25 protein-coding genes and 1 riboswitch are annotated in these 22795 nt (G+C 64.3%); of the genes, 5 read left to right on the top strand and 20 right to left on the bottom strand.

The window, feature by feature from the left end; all coding sequences use genetic code 11:
• Positions 1-24: 24 nt before the first annotated feature.
• Both MLB1_RS11380 and MLB1_RS11375 read left to right on the top strand, forming a co-directional pair.
• Positions 25-897 carry a LysR family transcriptional regulator gene (locus MLB1_RS11380; RefSeq protein ID WP_180749936.1) on the top strand — a complete coding sequence of 291 codons (873 nt, stop codon included), beginning with the start codon at positions 25-27 and terminating at the stop codon, positions 895-897.
• A 15-nt stretch (positions 898-912) separates the two neighbouring features.
• Positions 913-1965: a putative nucleotidyltransferase substrate binding domain-containing protein gene (locus MLB1_RS11375; protein ID WP_180749935.1), complete on the top strand. Its 1053-nt coding sequence runs from the start codon at positions 913-915 to the stop codon at positions 1963-1965.
• Between the two features lie 12 nt (positions 1966-1977).
• Here MLB1_RS11375 and MLB1_RS11370 read toward each other — a convergent pair whose 3' ends face one another.
• Positions 1978-2343: a VOC family protein gene (locus tag MLB1_RS11370; protein WP_255485902.1), complete on the bottom strand. Its 366-nt coding sequence runs from the start codon at positions 2341-2343 to the stop codon at positions 1978-1980.
• Between the two features lie 18 nt (positions 2344-2361).
• The gene (locus MLB1_RS11365) at positions 2362-2964 is read right to left on the bottom strand and encodes a hypothetical protein (protein ID WP_180749933.1); all 603 of its coding nucleotides are present in this window, start codon (positions 2962-2964) and stop codon (positions 2362-2364) included.
• Positions 2965-2988: 24 nt separating this feature from the next.
• Here MLB1_RS11365 and MLB1_RS11360 point away from each other — a divergent pair, with 24 nt between their 5' ends.
• The gene (locus tag MLB1_RS11360; protein ID WP_180749932.1) at positions 2989-3315 is read left to right on the top strand and encodes a hypothetical protein; all 327 of its coding nucleotides are present in this window, start codon (positions 2989-2991) and stop codon (positions 3313-3315) included.
• 27 nt (positions 3316-3342) lie between these two features.
• Here MLB1_RS11360 and meaB read toward each other — a convergent pair whose 3' ends face one another.
• The 3 genes from meaB to mutA are packed head-to-tail and all read right to left on the bottom strand — an operon-like array spanning position 3343 to position 8515.
• Positions 3343-4314: a methylmalonyl Co-A mutase-associated GTPase MeaB gene (gene meaB / locus MLB1_RS11355; protein ID WP_180749931.1), complete on the bottom strand. Its 972-nt coding sequence runs from the start codon at positions 4312-4314 to the stop codon at positions 3343-3345.
• A 36-nt stretch (positions 4315-4350) separates the two neighbouring features.
• A complete protein-coding gene (scpA, locus tag MLB1_RS11350; protein WP_180749930.1) occupies positions 4351-6618 on the bottom strand; it encodes a methylmalonyl-CoA mutase in 2268 nt (755 codons plus the stop codon).
• A gap of 1 nt (position 6619) precedes the next feature.
• On the bottom strand, positions 6620-8515 hold the full coding sequence (mutA, locus tag MLB1_RS11345) for a methylmalonyl-CoA mutase small subunit (RefSeq protein WP_180749929.1): 1896 nt from the start codon (positions 8513-8515) through the stop codon (positions 6620-6622).
• Between the two features lie 182 nt (positions 8516-8697).
• Here mutA and MLB1_RS11340 point away from each other — a divergent pair, with 182 nt between their 5' ends.
• Entirely contained in the window at positions 8698-9429 is a 732-nt protein-coding gene (locus tag MLB1_RS11340) for a TVP38/TMEM64 family protein (protein ID WP_180749928.1), read from the top strand.
• On the opposite strand, the gene MLB1_RS11335 is transcribed toward MLB1_RS11340, so the two are convergent.
• The 6 genes from MLB1_RS11335 to MLB1_RS11315 all read right to left on the bottom strand — a co-directional run bounded on the left by MLB1_RS11335 (position 9426) and on the right by MLB1_RS11315 (position 12601).
• Positions 9426-9803 (bottom strand): DoxX family protein, encoded by a 378-nt coding sequence (locus MLB1_RS11335; RefSeq protein WP_180749927.1) that lies wholly within the window; start codon positions 9801-9803, stop codon positions 9426-9428. The two genes, MLB1_RS11340 and MLB1_RS11335, sit on opposite strands and share 4 nt — an antisense overlap.
• Positions 9800-10168 carry a DoxX family protein gene (locus tag MLB1_RS11330; protein WP_180749926.1) on the bottom strand — a complete coding sequence of 123 codons (369 nt, stop codon included), beginning with the start codon at positions 10166-10168 and terminating at the stop codon, positions 9800-9802. Before MLB1_RS11330 ends, MLB1_RS11335 begins: the two co-directional genes overlap by 4 nt.
• 53 nt (positions 10169-10221) lie before the next feature.
• Complete coding sequence (locus tag MLB1_RS24070; RefSeq protein WP_255485825.1) at positions 10222-10353, bottom strand: hypothetical protein; 132 nt, start codon at positions 10351-10353, stop codon at positions 10222-10224.
• Between the two features lie 83 nt (positions 10354-10436).
• Positions 10437-10574 (bottom strand): hypothetical protein, encoded by a 138-nt coding sequence (locus MLB1_RS11325; protein WP_180749925.1) that lies wholly within the window; start codon positions 10572-10574, stop codon positions 10437-10439.
• A 233-nt stretch (positions 10575-10807) separates the two neighbouring features.
• Positions 10808-10976: riboswitch (M-box (ykoK) riboswitch) on the bottom strand.
• Between the two features lie 11 nt (positions 10977-10987).
• On the bottom strand, positions 10988-12145 hold the full coding sequence (locus MLB1_RS11320) for an SPFH domain-containing protein (RefSeq protein WP_180749924.1): 1158 nt from the start codon (positions 12143-12145) through the stop codon (positions 10988-10990).
• A gap of 30 nt (positions 12146-12175) precedes the next feature.
• Positions 12176-12601: an NfeD family protein gene (locus tag MLB1_RS11315; RefSeq protein WP_180749923.1), complete on the bottom strand. Its 426-nt coding sequence runs from the start codon at positions 12599-12601 to the stop codon at positions 12176-12178.
• 65 nt (positions 12602-12666) lie between these two features.
• Between MLB1_RS11315 and MLB1_RS11310 the strand changes: the two genes are divergently transcribed.
• A complete protein-coding gene (locus MLB1_RS11310; RefSeq protein ID WP_180749922.1) occupies positions 12667-13494 on the top strand; it encodes a hypothetical protein in 828 nt (275 codons plus the stop codon).
• On the opposite strand, the gene MLB1_RS11305 is transcribed toward MLB1_RS11310, so the two are convergent.
• The 9 genes from MLB1_RS11305 to MLB1_RS11265 form a co-directional block, all read right to left on the bottom strand.
• On the bottom strand, positions 13491-14513 hold the full coding sequence (locus tag MLB1_RS11305) for a ferrochelatase (protein WP_180749921.1): 1023 nt from the start codon (positions 14511-14513) through the stop codon (positions 13491-13493). The two genes, MLB1_RS11310 and MLB1_RS11305, sit on opposite strands and share 4 nt — an antisense overlap.
• 16 nt (positions 14514-14529) lie before the next feature.
• Positions 14530-15339, bottom strand: a complete 810-nt coding sequence (inhA, locus tag MLB1_RS11300) for an NADH-dependent enoyl-ACP reductase InhA (protein WP_180749920.1) — start codon at positions 15337-15339, stop codon at positions 14530-14532.
• 104 nt (positions 15340-15443) lie between these two features.
• A complete protein-coding gene (gene fabG1, locus MLB1_RS11295) occupies positions 15444-16181 on the bottom strand; it encodes a 3-oxoacyl-ACP reductase FabG1 (protein ID WP_180749919.1) in 738 nt (245 codons plus the stop codon).
• 76 nt (positions 16182-16257) lie between these two features.
• On the bottom strand, positions 16258-17268 hold the full coding sequence (locus MLB1_RS11290) for a VWA domain-containing protein (protein ID WP_180749918.1): 1011 nt from the start codon (positions 17266-17268) through the stop codon (positions 16258-16260).
• Positions 17265-18224, bottom strand: a complete 960-nt coding sequence (locus MLB1_RS11285) for a DUF58 domain-containing protein (protein ID WP_180749917.1) — start codon at positions 18222-18224, stop codon at positions 17265-17267. Before MLB1_RS11285 ends, MLB1_RS11290 begins: the two co-directional genes overlap by 4 nt.
• On the bottom strand, positions 18221-19366 hold the full coding sequence (locus MLB1_RS11280; RefSeq protein WP_371750608.1) for an AAA family ATPase: 1146 nt from the start codon (positions 19364-19366) through the stop codon (positions 18221-18223). Before MLB1_RS11280 ends, MLB1_RS11285 begins: the two co-directional genes overlap by 4 nt.
• A 173-nt stretch (positions 19367-19539) precedes the next feature.
• A complete protein-coding gene (locus tag MLB1_RS11275; RefSeq protein ID WP_358148784.1) occupies positions 19540-20226 on the bottom strand; it encodes an NlpC/P60 family protein in 687 nt (228 codons plus the stop codon).
• A gap of 74 nt (positions 20227-20300) precedes the next feature.
• A complete protein-coding gene (locus MLB1_RS11270; RefSeq protein WP_180749915.1) occupies positions 20301-21737 on the bottom strand; it encodes an NlpC/P60 family protein in 1437 nt (478 codons plus the stop codon).
• 316 nt (positions 21738-22053) lie between these two features.
• Positions 22054-22611, bottom strand: coding sequence for a DUF6676 family protein (locus MLB1_RS11265; protein ID WP_180749914.1), 558 nt, complete (start codon positions 22609-22611; stop codon positions 22054-22056).
• Positions 22612-22795: the final 184 nt, after the last annotated feature.

The following is a 22795-nucleotide window of genomic DNA, read 5'->3' as shown; positions in this document are numbered from 1 at the left end:
TAACACATAAAGCGAGGTGACAGCATGACCGACGGCGACTACGAGTGGTACATCACACTCGCCGAGCGACAAAACGTCACCGCGGCCGCCGAGCAGCTCCAACTCGCCCAGCCCACGCTCACCCGAATGCTCGCCAGATTGGAGCGTCGGCTTGGCGTTCAACTCTTCGACCGGCACGGTAAGCGGCTCACGTTGAACCCGTCCGGGCGGATCTTCTATCAGCACGCCCGGCGCGCCCAGATGGAACTGGACTCAGCTCGTCGAACCATCAACGACCTCGCCAACCCCGCCGAGGGTGAGATTCGGCTCGGGTTCCTGCACACCTTCGGGCCCACGCTGGTCGCCGGTCTGATCGCGGGGTTCGCCACGACGTCGCCACACGTGCGGTTCGTCCTGGAGCAGGGCGCGGCGGGCAGCCTCGACGACCTCGTCGTGAACGGCGATCTCGATGTCGCGATCGTCTCACCCCGTCCTCGTCGCCCGAATCTTGGCTGGCGCAACCTCTTCCGGCAACGTCTCGGGGTCGCCGTACCGGCCGATCATCGGCTGTCACGCGCCGAAGAGGTATCGATGCTCGATCTTGCCGATGAGTCGTTCATCGGCATGCATCCCGGTTTCGGTATGCGTCGGATCCTCGAAGAGCTTTGCGCCGCTGCTCAATTCCAGCCGCGCATCGTTCTCGAATCGAGCAATCTAACGACGGTGGCAGGCCTGGTCGCGGCCGGGCTCGGCATCACTGTGCTCCCTGTCGACGACAGCGCCTACCCGCCAGAGCTCAGGATGCTGCGCCTCCTGGATGCCGACGCCCACCGGGATGTCGGCATCATCTGGAGTTCCGGGCAGCCGCTCTCGCGCCCGGTCCGGGATTTCATATCCCACGCCATTGCGTCGACATAAGTAAGAATCATCTCCATGCCCGCCGACGTGCCGCCCGAGAACGGGATCGCCGAGGTCATTGCGCAGATCGATACGGCTGATGACGAAGCGGCGTTCTGCACGGCGTTGGGGGCGGCGCGGATGGTGATTGCGCTTGAGGTGCGGGCACGCACACCCGAACTTGCCCTTGCGGCCGCCTGGTCTGAGGCGTTGCGGCACAGTGTTCGCACGGCGGCCCGACTGGTCACCGATGGGATGAACCCAGGCTGGACCTGGTTCGTATCCGGAAGTGTGGCGCGCGGTGAGGCGGCACCCGGCTCCGATATCGAAACGCTGATCGCCGTCGACGACTCGGTGGACGCCGACGGCAAGACCCACATCATGGATCTGGCTGCGCGCGTGCACGCCATGCTCGAACGCGGCGGCGTCGGCAGCGATTCCAACGGAGTCCTGGCCAGCCGAGGTCGATTCTGCCGCCGGACCACCAGCTGGTCCGAAGGAATCGAGCGCTGGTGCGCCAACCCGCCTGAAGACCGCGGGGTTGTGATGGCGGGGCTGATGGCCGACTCCCAAGGAGTCGGCAATGAATCATCGATATCGGACAACGCCCTTCGTGCCGAAAATGCCCGCTGCGCACACCGCCACTACCCCATCCGGCTGGCCATGCTCCAAGATGCGGTGGCCGTGCGTGCCGGATTCCCCTCGCGGCTAAGGATATTCGCCACCCAATCCGATACCGTCGACCTCAAGGTCGCCGCGATCGACCCGGTGGTCAAGATGGCCCGCTGGGCGGCACTGTCCGCGGGATCGGAGGCGCTCTCAACGCTGGACCGTCTCGATACCGCCTCTGCTGCCAATGTTCTGGACACCGATGACGCCTCGACACTGCGGGAATGCTTCAGCTGGCTGCTGCGATTCCGGTGGCGGTCACGTGCCACGGCGTGGCAGGACGGACAGCACATGTCCGATACCGTCTCGCTGTCAGCCCTGGCGCCGCAGGAACGTGCCGTGCTGCGCAACATCGCCCGCGAGATCGCCGGGATCCGACGCAAGCTGATCTACCTGTCGTCGACATCCTCGTTCCAGTAATCGGGTGGTCCGTTACATGTCGCTGACGGCGATCCGGTTTCCTTCGCTGTCGGAAAATTCGGCGACAACCTGGCCATCCGCCAACTTCGTCGGGGGATACAACTCTCGTGAGCCATTCTCGATAGCGCGCGCCAGCGCACCTTCGACACTCGGCACCGAAATGTAAACCCGGATGCCGTCTACGGAAGGCACATACGAGGCGCCCTGCATCAGCGCGATGACGGCGCCCTCTGCTTCTGCCGTGTCATCGAGAAGGCACGCCGGGTGGCCATCGATCACGGTATGCCTGCTCGTCACATCGAAGACGTTCGTGTAGAAGGCAGCTGCTCGGTGGATATCTGTAACGGGTACCTCAACGTATGTCACCCGCGCCCGCATCGCACCCACGGCCCTAACTTAGTCCCGGCCGGCTTGTCGATCGAATAACCGGTCATACCAACGCATTGCCCAGCGAGCATCGCCGACTGCCGTATGCCGTTGACCCGCGCCCGGAAGTTTCACACCGTATTGGACAGAGAGGTTGGAGTAGTCGGCGTCGGGCACCAATCCGCGCTCGCGGATCCGTGCTCTGGTGAGGGCGACCACATCGACAAGAGCAGGCTGCCACGTGGGGCTGACTTCCTGGCGGAGAAACATCTGCGTCAAACACTCAGCATCAAACTGAGGTATTACCCCGACAATGGTCGCTCCCGCCGTCCATTGTCGGACCAGCGACACCGCCTCGTCCGCGCGAAAGACGCGCGGGAACTGCAGGGGCCTAAGCCGAACTTGCGGATGACGCTTGTGGAAACCGCTGATCTGAAGCCCCGCCGGATCCGCGGAAGCCAGATCTAAATCCCGGACGTCTACACACAAGTGCAACTGCCGTTGTCCAGCATCCGTGCGACGGATAATCGCTATTTCCCATGGCTCGCGCTCTCGGTGCAGCCCGGTGGTCTCGGTATCGAGAAAGACCAACGGGCTTGAAGATTCACCTCGTTCACGTGCATCACCAGCCATACGGAACGTAGTGTCGCACATCGGGTGATCGGATTAGGCGTGTCCTTCGAGGATCCGGACGGCACATTCGTGGTCCTCAACTATGGGTCTGCAGAGGCATTGGAGACTGGCGTCCTGCTCGCCGTTGAGCATTGGGACAAAATCTCCGGATACGCCGGCCGCGGACCGGCAAATGGGTTCCGCATCGCCTTCCATGCCGCCGACGTCCCTGCCGCGTATGAAAATGCGATCGCAGCAGGCGCAGCCGGCGTGCTAGATCCGGTATACCGTCCGTGGAATCAATGGGTTGCCGCAGTTCGAGACCCTAACGGCGCGATTATCGAGATCGCTGGCCCCACCGAGTACAAATAAACGCGGGCGCCCGGTTGAGCGATGCGCTTACGGACCGAGCGACAGAATCCGCTCGGCGGCCAGCACGGGCGTCAACGTGCCATCGCGAACTTGTTGTTCGATGTCGGCCCGCATCGTCTTGACGCCCGGTGCGTTGAGCACCCGGTCGAGCACCGCGTGCCGCACCATCGCCCACATCCAGTCCACCTGCTGCCGGCGCCGTTTGGCCTCGAACTCCCCTGCCTCCGCCAACACATCCCGGTGCCGCAGCACGGTGTCCCACATCTCGGACACCCCGGCGTTCTCCAGCGCACTCATGGTGAGAACCGGTGGGCGCCAGAAGGTGTCGTGCGGGTAGATCAGACGGAGTGCCCCCGACAGTTCCCGCGCGGCCTTTTGGGCCTCGATGGTGTGCGCACCATCGGCCTTGTTCACCACGACGATATCGGCGAGCTCCAGCACGCCCTTCTTGATGCCTTGTAACTGATCACCGGTGCGTGCCAACGTCAGAAACACAAAGGTGTCAACCATGTTGGCGACCGTGACCTCGGACTGCCCAACGCCCACGGTTTCGATGAGGATGACATCGAACCCGGCCGCCTCCAGCAATACCACCGTCTCGCGGGTCGCCTTGGCCACGCCGCCCAGCGTCCCCGAGGTAGGCGATGGCCGGATGTACGCATCGGGATGCACCGAGAGCCGACCCATCCGGGTCTTATCACCGAGGATCGATCCGCCGGTGCGGGTGGACGACGGGTCAACCGCCAGTACGGCCACCCGGTGCCCCTGTTCGATGAGGTACATACCGAGGGCTTCGATCGTGGTCGACTTCCCCACGCCCGGCACGCCGGTGATCCCTACGCGCAGCGCTTCCCCGGCATCGGGAGACATTGCCAGCAGTAACTGCTGGGCCTGCGCGCGGTGGTCCGGGCGCGTCGATTCGACCAAGGTGATAGCCCGGGCGAGCCCCGAGCGGTCGCCCGAACGAATCGCCGCGGCTAGATCATCAGGTGCTGACATCAGGCCAGCCTCAACGGTCTTCGCGCAAGCGGCTCATCAAAGGTCGTACCCGAGCCGATCAGCAAGCTTGTGTAACAAGCCAATTGCCGCCTCGGAGATAACGGTGCCCGGTGGGAAGATGGCCGCGGCGCCGGCCGCGTACAGCTCGTCGAAATCGCCGGGCGGGATGACGCCGCCGACAACGATCATGATGTCCGGGCGCCCCACCTCTGCCAGCGCCTCGCGCAGTGCCGGTACGAGCGTGAGGTGGCCCGCCGCCAGCGAGGACACACCAACCACATGCACGTCGTTATCGGCCGCCTGGCGCGCAACTTCCTCGGGCGTCTGGAACAGCGGACCCACGTCGACATCGAAACCGATATCGGCAAAGGCCGTTGCGATCACCTTCTGCCCGCGGTCATGCCCGTCCTGCCCCATCTTGGCGACCAGCACACGAGGCCGGCGGCCATCGGAGTCGGCGAACTTTTGCACCAGCTCGGTCGCTTGCGTCACGCTGCTAACGGCGCCGCCCCTTCCCACCTCGTCGCGGTATACCCCGCTGATGGTACGGATTTCGGCCTGGTGCCGCCCATAGACCTTCTCCAGCGCGTCGGAGATCTCCCCGACGGTCGCTTTGTGGCGGGCGGCGTTGATGGCCAGCGCCATCAGGTTGTTACCCATTCCGTCTTCGCCGGCATGACCGGAATCGTCTGCCGCCCGGGTCAACTCCGCCAGGGCAGCCTGTACGGCATCGTTGTCGCGCTCGGCGCGCAGCTGCTGCAACTTGGCAAGCTGCTCGGTGCGCACGCGCGAGTTCTCGACCTTGAGGACCTCGATCTGCTGGTCCTCGGCCACCTGGTACTTGTTGACGCCGATCACCGGCTGGCGGCCCGAGTCGATACGCGCCTGGGTACGCGCGGCGGCCTCTTCAATGCGAAGTTTCGGGATGCCCTGATCGATGGCCTGCGCCATACCTCCGGCCTCGGTGACCTCCCGAATGTGCTCACGCGCACGGGAAGCGAGCTGGTGCGTCAGCCATTCCACGTAATACGAGCCACCCCAGGGGTCGATCGGACGACACGTACCGGACTCTTGCTGGATGAGTAGCTGAGTGTTGCGGGCGATGCGCGCCGAGAAGTCGGTGGGCAACGCCAGCGCCTCGTCGAGTGCATTGGTATGCAGCGACTGGGTGTGTCCCTGGGTCGCGGCCATCGCTTCGATGCACGTGCGTGCCACGTTGTTGAATACATCCTGCGCGGTGAGCGACCAGCCGGAGGTCTGTGAATGTGTGCGCAGGGACTGCGATTTGGCGCTCTTCGGATCAAACTGCGCGACCAGCTCGCTCCACAGCAAGCGCCCGGCACGCAGCTTGGCCACCTCCATGAAGAAGTTCATCCCGATAGCCCAGAAGAACGACAGACGCGGGGCGAAGACGTCGATGCCCAGGCCACCCTCCAACCCAGCCTTGATGTACTCGACACCGTCGGCGAGGGTATACGCCAGCTCCAGATCTGCTGTGGCACCGGCTTCTTGGATGTGATAACCCGAGATCGAGATCGAGTTGAACTTCGGCATCTTGGCACTGGTGTAGGAGAAGATGTCCGAGATGATCCGCATCGACGGCTTCGGCGGGTAGATGTAGGTGTTGCGAACCATGAACTCTTTGAGGATGTCGTTCTGGATGGTCCCGGCCAGCTGTTGTGGCGAGACACCTTGTTCCTCGGCAGCCACCACATAGAGCGCCAGAATCGGCAGTACCGCGCCGTTCATGGTCATCGACACCGACACCGAGCCCAGATCGATACCGTCGAAGAGCTGACGCATATCGAGGATGGAATCGATGGCCACACCGGCCATTCCGACGTCGCCCTGCACGCGCGGATGATCCGAGTCGTATCCACGGTGAGTCGCCAGATCGAACGCCACCGAGAGACCCTTCTGGCCCGCGGCAAGGTTTCGGCGGTAAAACGCGTTGGATTCGGCGGCGGTCGAGAAACCCGCGTACTGGCGGATGGTCCACGGCTGATTGACGTACATAGTCGGGTACGGACCGCGCAGGAACGGCACCTGGCCCGGGAAGGTATCCAATGGATATCCCTCGGCGCGCACGGCTTCTCGGTCCGCGGCGGTATAGATCGGTTTGACGGTGATCGCCTCGGGCGTCTCCCAGTCCAACTGTTCCGGTGTGTACCCGTGAGCATCGGCGGCAGCCGCCACCGCGGCATCGACGGCGCCGGTATCTGGCACCGTGGGCGCGCCGTCACCGTGCAATGGCACGTCGGCAAAGCTGCCCAAAATATCAGTGGATGCAGCGAGGTCAGTCATGTCACGCTCCCAACTTGGCCAGCATGGCCGAAAGCACTTCGACAGCATTGATTTTCATGGTCAGATAGCCATCGGGTCGCGACGCCTCTGCCACCTCCGCGACGGCCTTCTCCGGCCCCGCGAGATAGATGTCCGTGACGCCGGCCACCTTGGCCGCGTCGACGACAGCACCTGCTTCGGTGGCGTATCGGGCATCGGTTCCGCAGATGACCGCGATGCTCGCCTGCGTCTCGGCGACCGCCTTCGCCACCGACCCGACATCCAGGGTGCCGGGGTTAACGGCCTCGATACCTCCCGACGCCAACAGGTTCGACGCGAACGTAGTCCGCACATTGTGCTCAGCCAAGGGGCCCACCGGAAGCAGCAGTGCCACGGGACGCGCACCCGAAGAGGCCAAGAACGCGTCCGAGCGATCGCGTAGTGCCTCGAAGTCGGCCGCGTAGCGGAACGTTGAGTCGGTTGCGCGAGGAGCATTAGACGAGCCGGCGGCAGAATGCTGCGGCAGCGGCTCCTCTGCCAGGTTCGGGAACTCGTTCACACCCGTGACCGCGCTACGCCGATGCGCGATATCGTCGGCGCGCTGGGCGCGCGTCGCGGCGACGCGTTCCCGAATCAAGTCGGCGGCCGCCTGGAAACCGCCCACACCCTCGATCTCGGTGAACAGCGACCATGCCTGCTGTGCAAGGGTTTCCGTGAGGTCTTCGATGTACCAGGAGCCGCCGCCGGGGTCAAGAACCCGTCCGACATGGGACTCCTCGATGAGCAGCAGCTGGGTGTTTCGGGCAATCCGCGCGGCGAACGCCGGAGATGCCGAGGCCAGTCCACCGGCGATTGCGTCGTCGAACTGCCGGACCCGAACGCTGTCCGCGCCACCCACCCCGGCCCCGAAGGCCGCAAGGGTGGTGCGCAGCATGTTCACCCACGGGTCACGTTGGGCCATCATCGGTTCGGAGGTCACCGCGTGCATGACGGCGCCACCGCGCTCCGGCGCGCCCGCCACCTCGGCGACCCTGGCCCAGAGCACCCGGGCGGCGCGGAATTTCGCGATCGACAGGAACTGGTCGTCGGTCGCAGCGAAGCGGAAGCTGATCTGCCGCAGTGCTTCCGCGATGTTCAGACCGGCGTTCTGCAGCAGACGCAAGTACGCGACCCCGGCGGCCACCGCGACCGCGAGTTCCTGGCTGTCGCTTGCTCCCAATTCGTGCGCGATCGTCCCGTCGACGGTGATCGCACGAATCTGCTCGGCCCGTGCACTTCCCTGCCGGGCCAGCGCCACCGCCTCATCGACCGATACGCCGGAACGGCCGGAGAACGAATCACCGAGCGGATCGGCACCGAGGTCGATAACAACCCCGTCGGCATTTCCCTCATGGGCATCCAGGACCGCAAAGATCGCCTCGGCCACCCCGGCCAGCTCGGCGCCGGCCTCCACCTGAATGGGCGCCAAGTCGAGGTATACCTCCTGCAGGGCACGTCCCACCGCCTCGGGCCGAAGGCCGGCCAGCACGATCGCGCTGGCACCCTGCCCCAGCGCATCGAGAATGGCCTCGTTGACGGCGGCCGCATCGATGCTGCCTGAACCGTCAAAGCGTTCGGCGACCTTCCACCCGCTGGTCACATCGCGACGTGGATCGCGACCGCGTACAAACGGCCACTGTCCGGGCAACGAGGGCTCGGGACGCTCATCCAATGCCGTGTACAGCGGACGGATCGCGATCCCGTCATACGTGGGCGAGTCGAGCAGGCGCTCGGGGTCGGCGGGCAGATCCTCGACCGCCTTGCGGGTGGTCTTGGCCAAAACCCCGGCGACGTTCTTCTGCCATCGCGCGAAGTCGCGCTGGATCTCGGGTACCTCAACAGCGCTCGACCCTCTTCGCGCAAGCGGCTCATCGGTCACAAAACTGCTCCCTGCTGCTCGTCGACGAGCCACATATATGGCACTCCATGCCGAAATGCCTATCACACTTACTCATCAGGCTAAATGACGCCATCTGCTACTGCCCAGTACGGGGGCGTGGGCACCGCAGCCCCCGTGTCCTACCCCCCGTCGTTCATCGGGGCTCCGTAGGCTTGATGATCATGGGATACCGGCAGGTCTTGCGCGCATGCGGCGCGGCGGTGCGACGGATCCCGCGACGCCAGTTGCTCTGGACCGGTGTGGCCATTCTTATTGTGGCCGCAACCCTGCTGTTCCTTCCGCTGCCCACCGCCCTACAGATGCGGGATTGGGCGCGCCAGCTGGGCCCGTGGTTCCCACTCGCCTTCCTCGGAGCGCACACGATCGTGACGGTGCTGCCATTCCCGCGCACTGCCTTCACCCTGGCCGCCGGACTGCTGTTCGGAACGCAGCTCGGCGTCTTGCTTGCCGTCGTCGCCAGTACCGCGAGCGCGGTACTGGCGCTGTGGGGCGTGCGGGCGCTGGGATGGAAGCTCAGCGCGCTGCATCACCGTCCGGCGGTGAAGAACGTGGACGACCAATTGCGCCTCCGCGGATGGATCGCGGTGATGTCGATGCGGCTCATTCCGGCCGTACCGTTCTCGGTTCTCAATTACGCGGCCGGCGCCTCCGCGGTGCGGGTGGTGCCGTACACGCTGGCCAGCTTCATCGGCCTGCTCCCGGGCACTCTCGCAGTCGTCGTACTCGGCGACGCGCTCACCGGCCACATCAGTCCGACGCTCTTCGCGGTCTCGCTGGCCACTTCCATGATCGGCGTGCTGGGCATCCTCTACGAGATCCGTCGGTACAAGCGCACTCATATCGAGATCCCCGGTGCCGAAACCTCCGACGAACCAGAACGGGTCGGCGGCTAGGCCCGCGTCGAGTCCCGCTCCTTAAATCCCTTGCCGGCAAGGACCGCGAACCACATCAGTAGTCCCGCCGCTGGAAGGGCGTTGAGCACCTTGTCGCGGACACGGATATGTGCGCCGACCGCCAGCGTGAAATACACGGCCAGCATGAACGCCGTCAGTCGGCCCAACGCAGGCCACCGGATGCCGCCGACGAGCCCCACCGCCGAGGCCGACTTAACGACCGGCAGGACCCACCAGATCCGTTGTGGCAGACCCACTTTCTCCAAGGATTGTTTGATGGGCCCGCTCGGGCGGACGCACACCGCAGCATCCGCGGCTTGGATGGCCGCCAGCGCGGCCAGTACCTTGGGATTCGCCAAAAGCCGCTCCGTCATGATGATTTCGCCGCCAACCCCTTGGCCGCCAACACGCCGTAGGTGGCGAGCAGCGTCGACGCCGACACCGCGTTTAAGCCGATATCGCGCACCCGCAGGTGCGCACCGACGGCCAGGCTGAAATAGATGGTGAGCATGACCAGTGTCAGCTTGGCCAGCCATGGGACCCGGATACCACCCAGCAGCCCGACCGCGGATGCGGCCTTGATCGGCGCGAAGATCCAGCGGTTCCGCTGTGGGTAACGCACGTCATCGAGGCATTTGGCCACATAGGGAACCGGCTGAACACATATGGCGGCATCGACAGCCTGAAATGCGGCCAGCAGCGCTAAGACCCGGGGAGATGCAAAAGCGTCATTGCTCATCACTCCAGTGAACCACTACTACACCACGTAGTCGATGGGTTGACCGATTCTCGCTAGCGAGGCGCGTGGGCGCCGAGGGACGCGGAGATGACGGCCAATGGTGACAGGGCCAGCTGCATGTTGGCACGCTCCTGCGGAGTCAATTGACGCCGTTCCCAGAAGCGACGTAACGCGCGAATACTCATGTATCCATGAGACGCGGTCGCGCCGACGGAATCCAGCGCGACCGCGTCTTCTAGACACTTTCATTACGAGATCGAGGCCTGCCTTAACGCGGCGGATGCGCGCCGAGAGAAGCCGAGACCACAGCCAACGGCGAGTAGGTCAGTTGCATGTTGGCCCGCTCCTGCGGGGTCAGCCGACGCCGGCCCCAAAAACGACGTACTGCTCCAATGGTCAAGCTCATGATCGGACTCCTTTTCGTGGGAGCCGCCGACCCGGCACACGCCAAATGAATTGGTTACGTGAAGAATTCACCGATAAGGGATGGCAGGGTGGGCGGCATCGATTGTCTAGCCGGACTATCGCCAGGTTTCACTTCGTGCCTCACCTCCTTGCCTCCAGGACGCACGCGGGCGTCATCAATCGGCGCAACGACCATATGTGAGAGAGACTGCCCGAACGGTGATATCCGTTGGGCGCGCACCTCTCTCGACAGGGCTTCGGCACTGCGCGACGTGTCCGTATCCGGAAGCCACTTTGGGTCATCCCTTAGTCCGGGAAGACCTGTCCTAACCTTGGGCGTCTCTCGACGTCGTCAGATCAGTGGCCTGTGTTCGCGCAGGAGCCTCACCTAGCAAGGTGCTGAACCGACTGCCATCATACCCCGGGAAGCCCATGGCGGCTTGCGGGGTCGATCACTGGATCCACCGCCGCGATTTCCTTGGCCGCGGATTGCGCCGCGGCAACTGCTGCAGCGACTTCGGGGGTAGTCCTGGAATCGAACCACCCGGCGACCTCGTCGGAGTCATCCTCGGGGCGCTCGTTTGGTTCGGCGTCAGCCGGGGACGGCTGATAGCGGAATACGCCGTCCTCCCCCGGCGCACCCAACAGCTTGGTGAATCCCTGTAGCGCGGAACCGAAGTCGCTGGGGATAAGCCATACCTTGTTGGCTTCACCCTGGGCCATCTTCGGCAGTGTCTGTATGTACTGGTACGCCAACAACTCTGGCGTGGGCTTACCAGATTTTACTGCGGCAAAGACCTTTTCGATGGCCTTGGCCTGACCCTGCGCCTGCAGATACTGGGCGGCACGCTCACCTTCGGCACGCAGAATGCGGGACTGGCGTTCACCTTCGGCGGCCAGGATCACGGATTGTCGGGCACCTTCAGCGGCGAGGATCTGTGACTGCTTCTGCCCCTCAGCCGACAGGATCGCCGCTTGTCGGGCACCTTCGGCAGAGAGAATCATCGCCCGCTTCTCACGGTCGGCCTTCATCTGCTTTTCCATCGATTCCTGCACCGACGGCGGCGGATCGATGGATCGCAGCTCGACCCGCGCCACCCGCAGGCCCCAGCGGCCGGTGGCTTCGTCGAGCACACCACGCAGCTGACCGTTGATCTGATCGCGTGAGGTCAGCGTCTGCTCCAGGGTCATACCACCGACCACGTTGCGCAGGGTGGTAGTGGTGAGCTGCTCGACGCCGACGATGTAGTTACTGATCTCGTACACCGCGGCCTGCGGGTTGGTGACCTGGAAATAGACCACAGTGTCAATATTCACCGTCAGGTTGTCCTCGGTAATCACCGGTTGCGGCGGGAAGGACACCACCCGTTCGCGCAGATCAACCTTCGCCCGGATGCGGTCGACGAACGGCACCAAGATGGTCAACTGCCCGCTCACGGTCTTCGAATACCGCCCTAGACGCTCGACAACCGCGGCCTCGGCCTGCGGGACGAGTGCCACGGACTTCAGCACGATGGTGACGCCCAGGATGATCAAGACGATCAGCACAAAGGCTCCGGCAGCTACTCCCATACCCGTTCTCTCCTCACTGAGATTCTTGCGCTAGATCTTCTCGACAACCGCGGTGGCACCGTCGATCTGAACGACCGTCACCGTCTCTCCCTGATCGAATCGACCTGATTTCTCCAGGCTACGAGCAGACCACACCTCACCACCCAGTCGAACCAGCCCATGGACATCGTCGACGGGTTCAATCACAATGGCGCTCTTGCCCTCCAACGCCCTGGCGTTGGTATGCAGGATGGGGCCGGCGGTGAGCCGCTTGCGCAAAGCAGGCCGCACACCGACCAGCAGCACCAACGCACTGATGACGAAGACCAGCCCCTCCGCCCACAGCGGCATGTCGAATACCCACCCGGCACCGGCCGTGACCAGGGCCGAACCGCCCAGCATCAACAGGAACATGTCACCTGTCATCAGCTCGGCGGCCGCGAGCAAGATGCCCGCGACGAGCCACACAATCGGCATGTGTCCACATTAGCCCGCGTGGGCAACTGGTGGGGGCGGATGCGGCGCCTTACACTGCCAACATCATGGCGAATCCGAGTGTGTCCCTGGCGGTGTGGGCAAGCGCGTGGCTGGCAGGCCGCGCGGCGCCCGACGACGTCATCGATGCCCTTATCGCCTGGGCCCCACGGCATTTAGTGACGGCCTACGACGCCGTAGCGGCCGGTCACACGGGACTCTCGTGGCCGGATATGGACGATAACGGCCCCATCGGCCTGCTTCAGACGATCCGTACCGGCACCGGCCAGCCACACGGCTCACCCGATATCCACGTGATCCTGCCCGCTCCGGGCGACCCCCGAGGCCTGCCCGCCGGCACCCAGTTCCAGCGCGATGCGATAGAGGCCAGCGAGGCGATCGTACTCAGCGATCGCCAAAATGATTCCACCGCAATAGGATTGGTTCCCGCCGTAGAGTACGACGAGGACAGCGGGGAGACCATCGGCCTGTCCTGGACCGTGTACTCGCTACCCGGCCGGATCCCACCACAAGCGGGACCGGACCTCGGGGAAGCCGAATATCAACTACGCCAGGCGGTCCGGACCGCCACCGCGACACTCAATCGCCTGGACCGAGCTGTGGGCGCCCCAGATGCCGACCCCCGCTCCCTGGTCGAGGAGGTGCTGTCCACGCTACGCGGGCACCGTCTGCCTGACCACGCGCCGCCCCGTGCAGTTAGGGTGCTCGATTCGGCCAATCAGGTCGAGGCCATCGCCACAGCGGCGGCCGAGATCATGGAGTCACCCGGGGCGCTCGACGACGGCGCGGTCGCCGAGGTGCTGCGCCCCCTCGTCATTCTGGTGCGCGAGGCGCGGATGGCTGCGGCGGCCGCCATCATCGAGTCCGCGCGCTAAGCGTCCAGTCGGCCACAACACAGTGGTGAGCATGCGGCGCCGTTCACGCTGAATCCGTATCCGGGGACGGGGCTTCCCTCTTCGGCACGCAGCGGCGGCCTCCCGTCCACAAGCTCGTCGATCAGGTCGACCGCAAGCCCCGCGAATGCCGCGTCAGCACCGGGCGTCGCCGCTCGCGCGAACTCGATGTCATGTTCGGCCGCGTAGACGGACGCCTCGTTGTCCAGGTCCCACACCACCTCCAGGTGGTCCGACACGAAACCGATCGGCGCCACCACCACTGATCGCACTCCCCGATCTTTCAGTGCCGCAAGATGATCGACAATATCCGGTTCGAGCCACGGCACCTGGGGCGGACCCGAGCGGGACTGCCACACCACGTCGTAGTCCTGGTGTCCCGCCGCGGCGGCCACCAACTGCGCGAGATAGCGCACCTGGCGGCTGTACAGCTCCGGGCCGTGCCGTCGGTCGGCTGCGACGGGGATGGAGTGCGCGGTGAACACCAGCCGTGGTGCACCCCGCAGACCCGAAACCGCCTGGACGACGGCGTCGGCGTACAGCCGCACCAATGCCGGGTGGTCGAAGTACTGACGGAGCTTCACCAACTCCGGTGCCCCGTCCCCCACCGCGGCACGCGCACGGGCGATGTCCTCCACGTACTGCGTGCATCCCGAGTATCCGCCCCAGGCAGAGGTAGTGAACACGGCGGCACGCCGGATCCCCTTATCCCGCATATCGGCGACGGTGTCTTCCACCATGGGGTACCAGTTGCGGTTGCCGAAGAAAACCGGCAGCGGGCGCCCGGCGAGTTCTAGCTGCTGTTCAATCTGAGTGATGAGCGCACGGTTGATGCCGTTGATGGGTGAGACGCCGCCGAAATGGAAGTAGTGCTCGGCGACCTCGTCGAGACGCTCAGGCGGGACCCCGCGCCCGCGCGTCACATTCTCAAGAAACGGCCGGACCTCCTGCGGCCCCTCGGGACCCCCGAAGGACAGCAGCAGGACAGCATCGAACAACACAGCCGAGTTCCTGCCGTTAGAGCAGCTGGGTGTGGGCGCCGCCGTCGGCGAAGATGATGTCGCCGGTGGTGGCGGGCAGCCAATCGGACAGCAGGGCGCACACCGTCTTGGCGACCGGTGTCGGGTCCTTCATATCCCAGCCGATCGGGGCACGCTGGTCCCAGCCATCCTCGAGCACGCTCATCTGCTTGCCGGCCTCATCGCCCAGCGCACCACCGACGATGGCACTCATGGCCAAGGTTCGGACCGGACCGGCCGCAACAAGATTCGAACGAATACCGGCCGCACCCGCCTCGCGCGCGACGAACCGGTTGACCGATTCCAGTGCGCTCTTGGCCACGGTCATCCAGTTGTAGAACGGCATCGCGCGGGTCGGGTCGAAGTCCATACCCACGATGCTGCCGCCGCGGTTCATGATCGGCAGCACTGCCTTGGCCAGCGATGCGTAGGAGAACGCCGAGATGTGGAAGCCCTTGGACACGTCCTCGAACGGCGCCTCGAAAAACGGATTCAACCCCATACCGGTCTGCGGCATGAAACCGATCGAGTGAACGACGCCGTCCAGCTTGTTGCCCTCCCCGATCACCTCGGTGACACGGTCGGCGAGGCTGTCCAGGTGCTTCTCGTCCTGCACATTGAGCTCCAGCAGCGGTGCCGGCTGTGGCAGGCGCTGGGTGATGCGCTCAATGAGGCGCAACCGGTCGAAGCCGGTGAGCACCAGCTGCGCACCCTGTTCCTGCGCGACCTTTGCGATGTGGAATGCGATCGAGGAATCGGTGATGATGCCCGTCACCAGGATCCGCTTGCCTTCGAGTAAACCTGTCATGTCTATTCCTAATTCTTCGTTGGACGTTCCGCGTGAACGTTTCCGCGTGGACTTTCCTGGTGGGCAGAGTCAGTGACCCGTTGCTTCTTCGCGCAAGCGGCTCATCAGTGACCCATACCCATGCCGCCGTCAACCGGGATCACTGCGCCGGAGATATAGCTGGCATCCTCGGACGCCAGAAAGCTGACCACCCCGGCGACCTCGGCGGCGGTACCGACCCGCTTCGCCGGGATGAATTCCAAGGCGCCCTCCTGGATCCGCTCGTCGAGCGCGCGAGTCATATCGGTGTCGATGTAGCCCGGGGCCACCACATTGGCGGTGACTCCGGCCTTTGACAGCTCCCGAGCGATCGAGCGGGCCATACCGATCACACCGGCCTTGGAGGCCGCGTAATTGGCCTGGTTGCCGATTCCCCAGGTACCGGAGACCGAACCGATGAAAATCATCCGGCCGAATCGCTTGCGCTGCATGCTGCGCGCTGCCCGCTGGGCCACCCGGAATGCTCCGGTCAGGTTGGCGTCGATGACTGTTTCGAATTTCTCCTCAGTCATCCGCATGAGGAACGCATCCGCGGCGACACCGGCATTGGACACCAGCACCTCGACGGGGCCCTGGTGCTCCTCGACCTCCGTGAAGGCGCGATCGACGGCGTCACTGTCGGTGACGTCGCACTGCACTCCGAACAACCCGTCAGGCGACCCGGATCCGCGGTGAGTCACCGCCACCTTGTGTCCGTCGGCGGCAAGACGTTGCGCGATGGCCAAGCCGATGCCCCGGTTACCACCGGTCACGAGAACAGAGCGAGGGACGAAGTCGGGACGGGCGCCAGAAGCATCAGACATGGGAGCCAACTTATCGTCTCCTTAGACTTCTGCCCAAAACGACTGGCCCAAGGAAACCCGTCAAGCGGACAACAACTCAGTTGGGCAGTCGCCTGTTGACCAGCAGCCCCACGAAGGAAGCCGCCAGCACGAGCAGAGCCCCCAGTCGCAGCCAGCCGACGCTGGCGTCGCCCCTGATCGTCTCGTAGCCGATCTGCTGCTGCAGATTGCCGTACACCTGTTTGAGCTGGTCCAGACTCGACGCGGTATACGCCTCGCCGCCGGAAAGCTTGGCTATCTTCTCCGTCATATCGGGCGCATACGGAACGGCCTGACGCTGCCCGTTGATCTCGACGTACCCATCCTTGGTCCCAAAGGCGATGGTCGAGATCGGTACGCCCTGGTCCTTGGCGGTCCTGGCCGCGGTGTAGGCGCCCTTGGGGTTGTCCGGGTTCGACGGCACCGTCTCCTTACCGTCCGACATCAGCACGATGCGCGCCGGCGGCGCCTTGTCGCCGCCACCGATGACCGCGCCCACCGTGGCGATGGCCTGCAGCGCGGTGAAGATGCCCTCACCGGTGGCCGTGCGATCGGCCAGCTGCAGTCTGTCAATGGCACTGATGGTGGCATCGCGGTTGGTGGTCGGCGACACCAACACCGTCGCGGTACCCGCGAACGCGATGAGACCTAGGTTGATGCCCGGGGTGAGGTTCCGCGCAAACTCCTTGCCGGCGTCCTTGGCTGCGCCGATCCGGTTCGGGGCGACGTCGGTGGATTCCATGGACCGGGAAACGTCGATGACAAGCATCACCACGGCCCGGTTACGGGGAATCCGCACGTCATGGCTGGGGCCGGCCAACGCGATGCTCAACACCACAAGGCCCACCACCAGCAGCGCCGTCGCCGCATGGCGCCAGGTACGCGGTCGTTTGGGGGCAACCGAGTCCAGTAGCTCGGTGTTCGCGAATCGCAGTACCCGCTTCTCCCGCAGATACTGCGCAAACACATATAGCCCGACCAACCCGGCCACCAGCAGCAGCACCAGGAAGAACCACGGGTGGGTGAATCCCGTGAGAGTCATCGGCCCGAAGAACGGCAGATCACTCATCGAGCCACCGCCACCGCACCGCGGCGCTGCTTGGAGACGAATCTCACGATGTCATCAATCCAGTCACGGTCCGTCCGCAGGCTCAAAATCGGAGCGCCACAACGTCGCAATGTGCGTGCCACCTCGTCATGATGCTGGGCCGCCGCCTGCTCGAAGTCGCGCCGCAGGTTCTCATCGATCCGGTACTCCTTGGTGACCCCGGTCTCGGCGTCCTGCAACAGCACCTCGCCGACATCGGGCAGTTCCACGTCGCGCGGATCGAGCACCTCGATCCCGAGCACCTCGTGCCGGGCACCGATGGCGCGCAACGGCCGCATCCAGTTGATGGGACCGAGAAAGTCACTGATGACGACGGCCATTCCGCGGCGGCGCTCCGGCCTGCGGAGAGCGTCGATGGCCACCGACAGGTCCCCGCGCACCCCTTGCGGCGCCTTGGGCATGGTGGCGATGCTGCGCAGAATGTCCTGCTCGTGGGCCCGGCCCGATCGCGCAGGCAAGCGAACAATCTTGTCCCCGTTGGCAATTATCGCGCCGAGCCGGTTCCCGCCGCCGCTGTTCAAGAAGATGACGGCTGCGGCGGCGGCCACCGCGAGATCGCGTTTCTCGCAGTTGGTGGTGCCGAAGTCCAGGCTCGCGGACATATCGACCACCAACCAGGTCTCCAGTTCGCGATCGGCAATCATCTGGCGCACGTGCGGGCTGGTGGTCCGGGCGGTCACCGACCAGTCCATCCGGCGCACGTCATCACCGGGCTGATAAAGCGTGGATTCCCCTGGTTCCGATCCCGGGCCGGGAATCAGACCAAGGTGATTGCCGTGCAGCACCCCGTCCAGCTTGCGTCGTACTTTCAACTCCAATGTCCGCAGTGCCGCCGACAGCTGCGGGTCACGGATCTCGCCACGGCGCAGCGACGGGATGTCTACCGGCCGGGCAGAGCCAGGACTGGGAGTGCTCACCTGGGCGCGGCGTTATGGGTGGCCGGGACCGGGCTGCTGCTCCCGACCATCGCCGGCGGCACCGAATGTCCTTGCTGCTGCACTGCATTCACCTGCGGCAGGCCCACCGTTTGCAGAATGCGGTTGATCGCGGTGTCGGCGGAGACGTCATCGGCGAGAGCGTCGTAACTCATCACCAGGCGGTGGCGGAGCACATCCGGGATGACCTCGATGACGTCCTGCGGGATCACATAGTCACGCCCGCGCACCAGAGCCAGCGCACGGGACGCCGCGATAATGCCCAGCGAGGCACGGGGGCTGGCACCATAGGAAATCCAGTTGGCGACGTCGCCGAGACCGAACTGCGCCGGGTTACGGGTGGCGGAGATCACCCGGACCACATAGTCGACGAGGGCGTGGTGCACGAAGTTCCTGGCCGCCAGCTCCTGCAGGCCCAGCAGCGTCTCCGCCGACAGGATCTGCTTGGGCTCGGGCGGCGTGACGCCCATCCGGTAGATGATCTCCCGCTCTTCTTCGACGGTCGGGTAATCGACGTTGATCTTGAACAGGAAACGGTCGCGCTGCGCCTCCGGTAGCGGGTACACACCCTCGTTCTCGATCGGGTTCTGCGTCGCCATCACCAGGAACGGCTTGGGCATCGGATAGGTCTTGCCGCCGATCGAGACGTGTCGTTCCGCCATGACTTCAAGTAGCGCGGACTGCACCTTCGCGGGAGCGCGGTTGATCTCGTCCGCCAGCAGGAAGTTGGCGACCACGGGACCGAGTTCGGTGTCGAACTCCTCCTTGCCCTGCCGGTAGATGCGGGTACCGATGATGTCGGTGGGCACCAGGTCGGGGGTGAACTGGATGCGCGAGAACGTACCGCCCACGACCTTGGCGAACGTCTCCACTGCCAGCGTCTTGGCGACACCGGGCACGCCCTCGAGCAGCACATGCCCCTTGGCCAGCAGGCCGACCAGAATTCGCTCAACGAGCCGATCCTGGCCCACGATGATGCGCTTGACCTCGAAGATGGCGCGCTCGAGGTTCTGCACATCGGCCGCCAGAGCCGGTGATGTCGCACTCTGCGGCGCGTGCGGCGCGGGGCCGACACTTCCGCCGGGGTACCCGGCACCTCCCCCTGGTGACCCTGGTGATGACATCAACTTCCCTCCGGCTCTGCCTGACGATTTCATGCCTTGTTGGTGGCGCGATCCATACGAGCGGCACCCAACCCTGGGCGGCGCCTCCGGTCCACTATTCCAGCATCCCTGGATTTGGTCCACGTACCCGTTCGCTGGCGCGCCCTTTTAGGCCGCTGGAAACACCAGATCGGTTACCAGGCGACGATACGGACCGCGTAAGGAGTCATACCACCGGTACGCACCGGGGACACGGTCACCTTCTCCGCGCTGCCGCTGGCTTCCAGCATCTGGCCGTTGCCTAGATAAATGACCACGTGTTGCGAACCACCCGGCCCGTAAAACAGGAGGTCACCACGTTTTGCCTGGGAAACCGGAACCTTCATACCCGCGTTGTACTGGTCACCCGAGTACTTGGGCAGTTTCACGCCCGCGGCCGCATAGGAAAACATGGTGAAACCGGAGCAGTCGTACCCGACCTTCCCCGCGTCGTAGTCCACGCCGCCGCTGGGACCACGCACAGTTCCTCCACCCCACGAGTACGGAACCCCGAGCTGGGTACCGCCCCGCTGGATGGCGGCTTCCACCGCCTGACGGCCGTACACGAGTGGACGGCCGGCCCCCGCCGACGCGCGATTCCCGCCGATGCCCAATGCACCCAATGCGGTCTGGCCGACCCCCATGACCCCGTTCATGATCTTCGTGGGGTCGGCACCCTGACTCGGCCCCGCGAAGGGCAGGGTGTTGTCCCAGTCGCCGCCCGACGGGTTCAGTCCGAGGGCGTTGAGGAACGCCGTACCAACATTCGGGCTGATCGGGTTGTCGTCGGCAGTGGCTCGCGGCACACCCATGAACAGCACCAGCGCGACAGCGATTCCCACTGCAAGGGCCGCACGTAATACGAAGAGGCCCTGAACTTTGAGCAATTTCGTCGTTTTCGCTGTGTTCACAGGTTCTACCACTCAATCAATCGGGTTACGAAAGGCGTCATGCCGCTGGTCCGCACCGGCGACACCTTGACCACATCGCCGGTGTTCGGCGCTTCGAGCATCTGACCATTGCCGAGGTACAGCGCAACGTGCTGACTTGCGTTGGGGCCGTAGAAGATCATGTCGCCGCGCTTCATTTGAGCACTGGGTACCTGACGCCCGGAGGTGTACTGGTACCCGGTGTAGTGCCTGAGTCTGATGCCAACCGCGGCAAAGCCGTACATCATCAGCCCGGAGCAGTCGTATCCGACGGTTCCTGCGCCGGAGTCGATTCCGCGAGTCGGCCCGTTGTAGGAGCCACCGCCCCACGAGTACGGCGTGCCCATCGCGCTACCGGCGCGGGCAATCACCCGCTCCACATTCTCCCGGCCGTAGACCTTGGGAATGTATTCGCCACCCGAGGTAGAAGACGCCGCCGGCGCGGGCTTGGGGCAGAACATGCCGATGACACCGCATACGGCGGACTGACCGACATTGGCCGCGGTGTTGCCGATGCCCAACACCATGTTGATGGTCTGCGTCGGATCGGTAGGCATGTTGGCGCTCGCGATCATCGGAAGCGTCGTATCCCACTGACCACCCGACCCATCCGAGGCCACAGCCGCCGGGGCTGACGTCCACTCGTTGCCGTTACCGGCGATGGCGGCATCGGGGTTGATCACCCGCGCGGTCGCGGTTGTTGCCGCATAGGCCGGGCCACGCGCGGCGGCGAGCTGTGCCTCCGCACTCTTCTTCTTGGAGGCGAGCTCCGACGCGGCTCCGCGCTGTGCTTCCAGCTTCTTCTGCACATCCTTCATCGCGGACACCAGGTCGTCCTGCTGTTGCTGTGCGTCCGCGGAGGCCTGATCGGCCTTTTCCTGGATGGCCCGCGCCTGCGACTGCTTGTTGACCTGTTCGGTGCGGGCGCGGCGCAGGTTGTCCATGACGATCTGCGAGCTTGTCTCCACACTCTTGGTCACCGAGGCCAGACGCACCACGTCGTCGGGGTTGGTCGCGGTCAGATATGAACCCGACGGGCCTGCCATGTAGGTGGCCGCGGCCATCCGGTCGAATTTGCCCTGCGCTTCGGTGATCGCACCGTTGGCCACGTCGACTGAGCGTTGCCCCTCGTCGACCGCCTGGGCGGCACCTGCCGCATTGTCGCGTGCGGTCTGCAGGTCGACCAATCCCTTGTTAATGGACTCCTGCTGGGTCTGCACGTCGGCGGTGAGCTGTTCGATCTGCTGATTGGTGTCGGCCAAACCGCTTATCAGCGAGGCCAGGTCGTTGGGTTCTGCCGAGGTGACGGCAATGGTCGGGGATGCAAACATCAGACTGGCGGCGACGAGTGGGGGCACCACCAGAGCGACCGCCACGGATCGTTTGCCACGCGCCGCGAAACGGCCATTGACTGTCCGCTTCATTCGGTCTGCCGCCTCCTCGGTCCTAGGCGCTCGACGAGCCTTCTTGGTCATAGCGGCCCTTCCCCGACGCGCTCCCAGTTGTCACATAAGACGCACTAACAACATTGGCGCCTCTTGCACCGTACGTCACTTTTGCCCCTAATGAAACTTTAGTCACAAATTACAGATGTGTAATTAATTGGCCACTGACGGGCAATTGATGAGACGTCTTCTGACGGTTAATTGATGTGAATTGAAAACCGGCAGTTCATCCGGGTTCCATAGTGCGCGCGGCTATTTCGCGACGGAACAGACTGCGCGAATGGTATGCAAATCGTTACTTAACCGAGTCATTCGCGAACCGGCCGCGAACGAACGTAATTCCGGCACAGGCCGCTGCGACAAGCAGAACGAGCACAATGGTCAGCGCCGTCCACGAGAAGTGGTCGCGCCCGACCTCGTCCACGAAGTTGTTGGCCGACAGCACGGGGTTGCCGGTCTTGGCGACGTCCTGCCCCGCTTCCAGCGTCACCCGGTCGAACGTGGCGCTGTAGGTGCCCGCGAAAGACGGACTGATGACGAGGATCGTCGCGTCGGGATGGTCCTTGCCGATCTCGGTGGCGATATCGCGCAGCGGGGTGTCGATACCCGGGTTGTTCGGAAGCGCGATGACCTTCAGGTCGATGTTCTTGGCGTGCGCCTTCGCGACGACATCTTTCAATCCCGGGACATCCGCCGACGGGGCGGCGACCCCATCCTCGTTGACATCCGCACGCGTCATCTCCAGGCACTTGGCCGACCAGCCCAGCGGGTCCGTCCCCGCGGTCTGGACTGACACCCCCACCGTCTGGCACAGCTCGGCGGGGATGAAGGTCGGCAGGTGCTGCGGCGTCACGCGATCAATCTAACCTGCCGAAAAGGTACTTATGCAGGACGCTTCTCGCGTTTCGTCTGCATCAGTAACTTCGCGCAAGGAAACTCAAAGTGAAATTCGAGGATCCGCGCACTCACAGGACAAGCGTACTGTTAGAGTAGCGATGGGCTTGGAACTGCCGCGGCCCGCCCGCGGCACATCCTCC

Source organism: Mycobacteroides sp. LB1, from assembly GCF_013449725.1.
Lineage (GTDB): Bacteria > Actinomycetota > Actinomycetes > Mycobacteriales > Mycobacteriaceae > Mycobacterium.
The sequence above is the reverse complement of the archived record's forward strand: the minus strand, read 5'-3'. Positions and strand labels throughout refer to the sequence as shown.

What these genes read in the sequence shown, in the direction of transcription:
- MLB1_RS11315 (WP_180749923.1), bottom strand. Translation starts at nt 12,601, where the DNA reads ATGCCGATTGTGTGGCTCGTCGCGGGCATCTTGCTCGCGGCCGCCGAG.
- MLB1_RS11365 (WP_180749933.1), bottom strand. Translation starts at nt 2,964, where the DNA reads ATGGCTGGTGATGCACGTGAACGAGGTGAATCTTCAAGCCCGTTGGTC.
- meaB (WP_180749931.1), bottom strand. Translation starts at nt 4,314, where the DNA reads ATGTCAGCACCTGATGATCTAGCCGCGGCGATTCGTTCGGGCGACCGC.
- MLB1_RS11375 (WP_180749935.1), top strand. Translation starts at nt 913, where the DNA reads ATGCCCGCCGACGTGCCGCCCGAGAACGGGATCGCCGAGGTCATTGCG.
- MLB1_RS11310 (WP_180749922.1), top strand. Translation starts at nt 12,667, where the DNA reads ATGGCGAATCCGAGTGTGTCCCTGGCGGTGTGGGCAAGCGCGTGGCTG.
- fabG1 (WP_180749919.1), bottom strand. Translation starts at nt 16,181, where the DNA reads ATGTCTGATGCTTCTGGCGCCCGTCCCGACTTCGTCCCTCGCTCTGTT.
- MLB1_RS11370 (WP_255485902.1), bottom strand. Translation starts at nt 2,343, where the DNA reads ATGCGGGCGCGGGTGACATACGTTGAGGTACCCGTTACAGATATCCAC.
- MLB1_RS11330 (WP_180749926.1), bottom strand. Translation starts at nt 10,168, where the DNA reads ATGAGCAATGACGCTTTTGCATCTCCCCGGGTCTTAGCGCTGCTGGCC.
- scpA (WP_180749930.1), bottom strand. Translation starts at nt 6,618, where the DNA reads ATGACTGACCTCGCTGCATCCACTGATATTTTGGGCAGCTTTGCCGAC.
- MLB1_RS11335 (WP_180749927.1), bottom strand. Translation starts at nt 9,803, where the DNA reads ATGACGGAGCGGCTTTTGGCGAATCCCAAGGTACTGGCCGCGCTGGCG.
- inhA (WP_180749920.1), bottom strand. Translation starts at nt 15,339, where the DNA reads ATGACAGGTTTACTCGAAGGCAAGCGGATCCTGGTGACGGGCATCATC.
- MLB1_RS11280 (WP_371750608.1), bottom strand. Translation starts at nt 19,366, where the DNA reads ATGTCATCACCAGGGTCACCAGGGGGAGGTGCCGGGTACCCCGGCGGA.
- MLB1_RS11325 (WP_180749925.1), bottom strand. Translation starts at nt 10,574, where the DNA reads ATGAGCTTGACCATTGGAGCAGTACGTCGTTTTTGGGGCCGGCGTCGG.
- MLB1_RS24070 (WP_255485825.1), bottom strand. Translation starts at nt 10,353, where the DNA reads ATGAGTATTCGCGCGTTACGTCGCTTCTGGGAACGGCGTCAATTGACT.
- MLB1_RS11380 (WP_180749936.1), top strand. Translation starts at nt 25, where the DNA reads ATGACCGACGGCGACTACGAGTGGTACATCACACTCGCCGAGCGACAA.
- MLB1_RS11340 (WP_180749928.1), top strand. Translation starts at nt 8,698, where the DNA reads ATGGGATACCGGCAGGTCTTGCGCGCATGCGGCGCGGCGGTGCGACGG.
- MLB1_RS11270 (WP_180749915.1), bottom strand. Translation starts at nt 21,737, where the DNA reads ATGAAGCGGACAGTCAATGGCCGTTTCGCGGCGCGTGGCAAACGATCC.
- MLB1_RS11320 (WP_180749924.1), bottom strand. Translation starts at nt 12,145, where the DNA reads ATGGGAGTAGCTGCCGGAGCCTTTGTGCTGATCGTCTTGATCATCCTG.
- MLB1_RS11290 (WP_180749918.1), bottom strand. Translation starts at nt 17,268, where the DNA reads ATGAGTGATCTGCCGTTCTTCGGGCCGATGACTCTCACGGGATTCACC.